4 protein-coding genes and 1 pseudogene are annotated in these 6,313 nt (G+C 70.7%); 3 read left to right on the forward strand and 2 right to left on the reverse strand.

Annotated features, from left to right (window positions below):
• The 3 genes and pseudogenes from VF794_RS09695 to VF794_RS09705 all read left to right on the forward strand — a co-directional run.
• A pseudogene (locus tag VF794_RS09695) lies at nt 1-258 on the forward strand (Ppx/GppA family phosphatase); the annotation flags it as partial.
• Nucleotides 255-1,508, forward strand: a complete 1,254-nt coding sequence (locus tag VF794_RS09700; protein WP_331109025.1) for an MFS transporter — start codon at nt 255-257, stop codon at nt 1,506-1,508. The pseudogene VF794_RS09695 and the gene VF794_RS09700, both read left to right, overlap by 4 nt.
• A 25-nt stretch (nt 1,509-1,533) precedes the next feature.
• The gene (locus VF794_RS09705) at nt 1,534-2,604 is read left to right on the forward strand and encodes an NADH:flavin oxidoreductase/NADH oxidase (RefSeq protein ID WP_331109027.1); all 1,071 of its coding nucleotides are present in this window, start codon (nt 1,534-1,536) and stop codon (nt 2,602-2,604) included.
• A 4-nt stretch (nt 2,605-2,608) separates the two neighbouring features.
• Here VF794_RS09705 and VF794_RS09710 read toward each other — a convergent pair whose 3' ends face one another.
• Both VF794_RS09710 and VF794_RS09715 read right to left on the reverse strand, forming a co-directional pair.
• Nucleotides 2,609-4,867, reverse strand: coding sequence for a hypothetical protein (locus tag VF794_RS09710; RefSeq protein ID WP_331109029.1), 2,259 nt, complete (start codon nt 4,865-4,867; stop codon nt 2,609-2,611).
• Nucleotides 4,868-6,211, reverse strand: a complete 1,344-nt coding sequence (locus tag VF794_RS09715) for a lysophospholipid acyltransferase family protein (protein WP_331109031.1) — start codon at nt 6,209-6,211, stop codon at nt 4,868-4,870.
• Nucleotides 6,212-6,313 lie beyond the last annotated feature (102 nt).

Below are 6,313 nucleotides of genomic sequence, written 5' to 3' on the forward strand. Positions count from 1 at the left end.
TATGACTCCGCGCGCGTCCACGGCGGCACCCTCACGCGCGCCGAGCTGGAAGCCCTGGCGGACAAACTCTGCCGGCTGCCCCAGGCCGAGCGCCAGAAGCTGCCAGGCCTCCAGCCCAAGCGCGCGGACGTGATTCCCGCCGGAGCCCTCATCCTGCTCGAGAGCGTGCGCGCGCTCGGGCTCGAGCACTGCCGGGTGAGTGACCGGGGCCTGCGCTGGGGCCTGCTCGCGCACCGTTTCGGAGCCCCCCGCACATGAGCCTCCCCTCCGCCGTGGCCGGCCCCACCACCACCGCATCCACCGTGCGCAACAGCTACTACGCGCTGCTCATCCTCTCGCTCATCAACCTGGTCAACTACCTCGATCGGTACATCGTCACGGTCGCCCTGCCCTTCATCAAGCAGGACTTCCAGCTCACCAATACCCAGGCGGGCTACCTGGGCAGCTTCTTCATGCTGGTGTTCATGCTGGCCTCCCCGGTGAGCGGCTTCCTCGGGGACCGCTTGCCGCGGCGCTACCTGGTGGCCGCTGGCGTGCTGCTGTGGAGCCTGGCGACGGGGGCCTCGGGGCTGGCGACCACCTTCGCCGCGTTGATGGTGGCGCGCGCCTGCGTGGGCATCGGCGAGGCGGGGTACGGAGCGGTGGCCCCGTCCATCATCTCCGACCTCTTCCCGCGCCAGCAGCGCACGCGGGTGCTGTCCTTCTTCTACATCGCCATCCCCGTGGGGGCGGCGGCGGGCTACGGGCTGGGCGGATGGCTGAGCGAAGCCTACTCGTGGCACATGGCCTTCTACGTGGGCGGCGCGCCGGGCCTCGTGCTGGGCACCATGGCGTTCTTCATGCACGAGCCCCAGCGGGGGGCCATGGACGGGCCCGAGGCCCAGACGAAGCTGCCCTTCCTCGTGGGCCTCAAGGGACTGGCCAACAACCAGTCCTTCTGGTGGACCACGGCGGGCTACACGCTGATGACGTTCGCCATCGGAGGACTCGGGTACTGGCTGCCCACCTTCCTCGTGAGTGAGCGCGGGATGTCCCCGGGCAGCGCGGGCTTGAGCTCCGGCGCCATCACCGCCACGGCGGGCCTGCTGGGAACGCTCGCCGGAGGGTTGCTGGGCGACAAGATGGACCGGCGGATGGAGGGCGGGGGCCTGCGCATGTCGGGCGTGGGCCTGCTGATCGCGGCGCCCCTCATGTTCCTCGCGATGAAGGTGGACTCGCTCGCGCCGATGTTCGCCATCATCTTCCTGGCGCAGTTCTTCATCTTCCTCAACAGCGGCCCCATCAACGCGGCCATCGTCAACGGCGTGCCCCCGGCGTTCCGCGCCTTCGCCATGGGGCTCAACGTGCTGTTCATCCACATGCTGGGCGACGCCATCTCTCCCACCGCCATCGGCAAGGTGGCCGACTTGAGCAGCCTGGGCTTCGCCATCGAGCTCAACGCCCTGCCCGTGCTGCTCGGCGGCCTGGCGCTGCTCATGGCCGGCAAGCTGTTCAAACACGTCACCTGACTCGCTACCCACCTTCGGAGCGTCCATGGCCAGTCTGCTCTTCACCCCGCTGACCCTGCGCGGGGTGACCCTCAAGAACCGCATCACCGTCTCGCCCATGTGTCAGTACTCGAGCGAGGACGGTTTCGCGAACGACTGGCACTTCGTCCACCTGGGCAGCCGTGCCGTCGGAGGCGCGGGGCTGGTCATCTTCGAGGCCACCTCGGTGGAGGCCCTCGGTCGCATCTCGCCGGAGGACCTCGGCATCTGGAAGGACGAGCACATCGCGCCGCTCGCGCGGATCACCCGCTTCATCCACGAGCAGGGGGCCGTGGCCGGCATCCAGCTCGCGCACGCCGGGCGCAAGGCCTCCACCCAGCGTCCCTGGGAGGGAGGAGGCCCCATCGCGCCCCATGAGCCCAAGGGGTGGAAGACCGTCGCGCCGAGCGCCCTGCCCTTCGATGCGGGCTACTCGGAGCCGGAGGCGCTCGATGAGGCGGGCCTCCAGCGCGTGGTTCGCGCCTTCGCCGAGGCCACCGAGCGTGCTCGGGCCGCGGGCTTCCGCGTGCTGGAGGTCCACGCCGCGCACGGCTACCTGCTGCACCAGTTCCTCTCGCCGCTGGCGAACAAGCGCACGGACCGATACGGCGGCACGTTCGAGAACCGCGTGCGCCTCACCCGCGAGGTGGTACAGGCGGTGCGTCAGCGGTGGCCCGCGGACCTGCCCCTCTTCGTCCGCTTCTCCTGCACCGATTGGGTGGAGGGCGGCTGGACGCTGGAGGAGTCGGTGGAACTGGCGAAGCTGGTGAAGCAGGACGGGGCGGACCTCATCGACTGCTCCTCGGGAGCCATCGCCCCCGGCGTGAAGATTCCCGTCGGGCCGGGTTACCAGACGCCGTTCGCCGAACGCGTCCGCAAGGAGGCCGGCATCCCCACCGGTGCCGTGGGGATGATCCGCTCCCCGTTCCAGGCCGAGCACATCGTGCGCACGGAGCAGGCGGACATCGTCATCATCGCGCGGGAGCTGCTGCGCGACCCGTACTGGCCCCTGCACGCGGCGCGCGAGCTCAAGGCCAAGGTGACCTGGCCGGCTCAGTACGATCGCGCGTCGGACTGAGCCCCTACCGCCCGCCCTTGCGGACGGAGATTTCCACGACGAAGTCCGGGCCTCGCTCCGCGCCCTCCTCGGCCCGCTCCAGCACGGCGGGCCGGTCATCGCCCGTCCACAGGCCCAGCAGGTCGTACGTCATCCACTGCGCCAGCGAGCGCGCCACCCGCTGCGCTCCCTCTCGCGACACCGTCGAGAGCGAGCCCTGCGCGTCCATCAGCCCTCGCACCAGCCGCGCCGGCACCATCCAGCACTCGGCTCGCAGCGACGGGGGCACCAGGAACAGGCAGAAGGAGGACTCCGTTTGTCCGAGCAGCCCGTCCACCTGCTCCCGCGCGAGCCGGAGGTTCGGCGCCCACTGCCCTTCCCCTCGCCGCTCCAGCTTCGACGCCCGCACGAGCACCGCCCGCTTCGTCGAGAGGAACCCGTCCACCTCCACCTTCAGCACGAAGGCCAGCTCCACTCCCGTGGGCCTCGGGGTCTCCTGGGGAGACTCCCCCTCCACGGGCACGCGCGTCCGCCGGTACTGGAGGTCCAGCTCCAGCGGCACGGGCTGTCCCTGGGACAGGAGAATGGACAGGTCCGAGCGGATGCTCTCGAATTCGTGCTTCAGCTCCTCCAGCAGCCGCGTGACGAGCCAGGCCTCGTCCTCCCGGAAGTGCTCCGGGTAGCGCGCGGAGAAGTCCCGCTCCACGCGGCCGAACGTGCCCACCAACAGCTCCTCGAGATCCCTGTCCCGCAGCCACGTCCTGCCCCCACCGAGCCCCATCGCTCCCGAGGCGCGCAGGTGGCGCAGGGCCCCCGTCAGCGTCGCGGGCGTCGCCGGCTCGGACGAGGCCTCCGACCCCGCCTCCAACCAGGCGTTGATGGCGCGCACGCGGAACCGCACGCGCGTGGACGGGTGCTCACCCAGCCGGCGCAGCTGGCGCCGATCCGTGGACGTCTTCACCAGCGACAGCGTCACCAGCTCCGCCTCGGAGGCCGCCGCGTCCGGGGCGCACCACAGGAAGAACTCGATGGCCGCCTTCCGGAGCACCGGCTTCCTCACCAACCGCCGGGTGACCTCCTGCCTCCACGCCGTCAGCTCGTCCGCTCCTGGCCGGCGCTCCGACTCGAAGCGGGGCCACAGGTCCGCGCACTCCTCGGCCAGCCAGCACAGGGCCTCCACCACCGGCAGCTCGCGCACCCGCTCGCGGGCCCGGTTCCGGCGCTCGAAGGCATCCTCCGAGCCCTGCCGCAGCGCCACCCGGAAGATGCGTTCCTCCAGCCACAGCAGCACGAGCGCCAGTCCGGGCTCCTCCTTCGGCTTCAGGCGCTCCCAGCACTTGTCCGCCACCAGCCGGTGCCGCTCCAGGTCCTTGCCCTCGTGGATGCTGACGACCAGCGCCTGGAGCGCGCCGCGCAGGCCCTCCACCGGGGCCTCGAAGTACGCCAGCAGCTCACTGAGGTTCTCGATGACCGCCAACGGTCCTCCCTCTTCGAGGTTCCTGGCGAGCAGCAGGCTCGCCCGCGCGCACCACCGCCCCTCGCCCTTGCCCTGCGCGTAGCACCCGAGGAAGCCGCGCAGCTCGCTCCGGCGCTCCGGCGCTCCCACCAACTGGAAGAGCTTCTCCTCCAGGATGTCGCGGCACTCGCGCCAGGGAATCCTCGCCGCCCGCTCCCGGATGAAGGCCACCAGCTTGTCCCGGCCCTCGCGCAGGTACGGCAGCAATCCCCGGAGCTGGTCGAGCCTCCCGATGACGCGCTTCTCCGAGCCCAGCAGCGTCCGCAGGTCCAGCTCCACCGTCTCGTTGAAGCGCAGCACCTTCCCGTCGAACGTGCAGCGCACGCCGCTCACCAGGGCCACCAGCCCCTCGGGGTGGCGCTTGAGGTAGCGCGACAGCACCTTGGAGAGTTCGGCGTCCACCTCGCGCACGAGCGGCTCCAGGGCCTCGCCCCGCCCCTCGCCCGCCATCGCCTGGACGAGCTGCGCCTGCCGCGTCGTCAGCCGCTGGAGCAGCTCCCTCGGCGGCTCCGAGTAGGGCCACAGCAGCTCGCCGCAGTGGGCCAGCAGGAACAGCAGCTCACCGGGGGAACGCGCGCCCGAGTCCAGCCGGGACCAGGTGGCCGCCTGCGCCATCTCGCGCTCGTCCAGCGTGGCGTCACGCACCCACTCGGAGAGCCGCTCCGTCCACTGGGGACGCGAGGACAGCACGGCCTCGGGGCTGGCGCCCGCCACCTGCTCGTAGAGCGCCTGGATGGACTCAGGCCACTTGTCGTTCCCGGGAAACACTCACCGCCCTGCTACCACAGCTACCGATAATGGTGCGACGGGAGGCTCCAGCCGCGGCTGGTATTCCCCGGCCAGCCGCTCCACTTCCTCCGCCAGCCGCTCGCCCTCGTGGAGCAGCAGGGCCTTCAGCCGCGCGCGGCTCCCCAGGGTGAAGAACACGGACACGTCCCGCAGCACCACCTGCCACCGCTCGGAGAAGTACAGCGTGAAGATCGCCAGCGGAGGCACCAACTGGCCCACCGTGATTCCCAGTCCGGGCCCGCGCCACAGCCACGCCCCCGCCGTCAGCCCTACCCACCACGCCAGCGCCGTCACCAGGGCCGCGAGAAACTTCACCGTGGCCTGGACGTCCAGCTCGGCCTTGCGGCTCGCCCACCTCGGGAAAAGGTAGGGCACGTAGAAGAGCCCGAGCCCCACCGCGAACAGCGGCATGCCCAGTCCCACCAGCGCCAGGTTCTTCAGCGCGAAGCGCAGCACCGGGCCCGGCCGGTACTCCAGCGCGAGGTCCGTCGGGTCCGCGCGCACCAACTCCAGCCGACGCTGGAAGGACACCATGTCCCCGCGCACCCGCGCGAAGCGCTCGGGCTGCTCCGAGCGGAACAGTTGCAGGCCCCGCGCCCAGTGTCGCAGCCGCTCGGGGTCCACCGCCTCCTTCTGCCGGAAGGCGTAGAGCTGCTCGGCGAGCCGGATGAGCGGCAGGTCCTCCCACTGCTCCAGGTTGAGGGTGACGGACTTGAGGCCCCCGGCGATGCGCTCGGTGAGCGTGCGCACCGACTCTCCCTCGCCCGCCGCGTCCGCCGGGAGGAAGTCGCGCACCTCGATGGGCTCGCCCATCTCGATGAGCACCTCGCTGCGGAACAGGTTCTTGTCCGCGTATGTGAGGCCCACCGGGACGATGCGCACCGGCGCTCCCTGCTTCGCCGCCCCGAGCGCGATGCGCGCCGCCCCCGTCTTCAGCTCCGCCAGCGAGGGCTCCGAGTGGCTCTTGCCCTCGGGGAAGAGGGTGATGGCCCGCCCCTGCACGAGCGCGCCGCGCGCCGCGTCCAGCGTCCCCTCGTTCTTGCCCATCTGCGACGGATCGTCCTGCTTGCGGTACACGGGCAGTGCGCCCAGGCCCTTGAGCAGCCAGCCGATGACGGGAAGCCGGAAGAGCGGCTCCTTGGCCAGGAACGTCACCTGCCGACGCGTGAGGATGAACACCAGCGCCGGATCGATGAGCCCATTGGGGTGATTGCCGACGAACATGACCGGGCCCTCGGGCTCGGTCACCGGGGCATTCACCTTCACCCGGTAGAAGAGCCGAAGCGCCAGGGCCACCACCGCACGCACGATGCTGTAGAACACACGTGCAGTGTACACCGGCTGGCGCTTCGGGAAGACGCCTGCCTGCTAGGGCAACGAGACGGAGAGTCGCACCCTCACCCCGAAGGAGCACGAGGCCGTGTT

Origin of the sequence: Archangium sp. (assembly GCF_036389735.1) — a bacterium.
Classification (GTDB): Bacteria; Myxococcota; Myxococcia; order Myxococcales; family Myxococcaceae; genus Archangium.

Coding starts and splice junctions, on each gene's coding strand:
- VF794_RS09700 (WP_331109025.1), top strand. CDS start 255: ATGAGCCTCCCCTCCGCCGTGGCCGGCCCCACCACCACCGCATCCACC.
- VF794_RS09705 (WP_331109027.1), top strand. CDS start 1,534: ATGGCCAGTCTGCTCTTCACCCCGCTGACCCTGCGCGGGGTGACCCTC.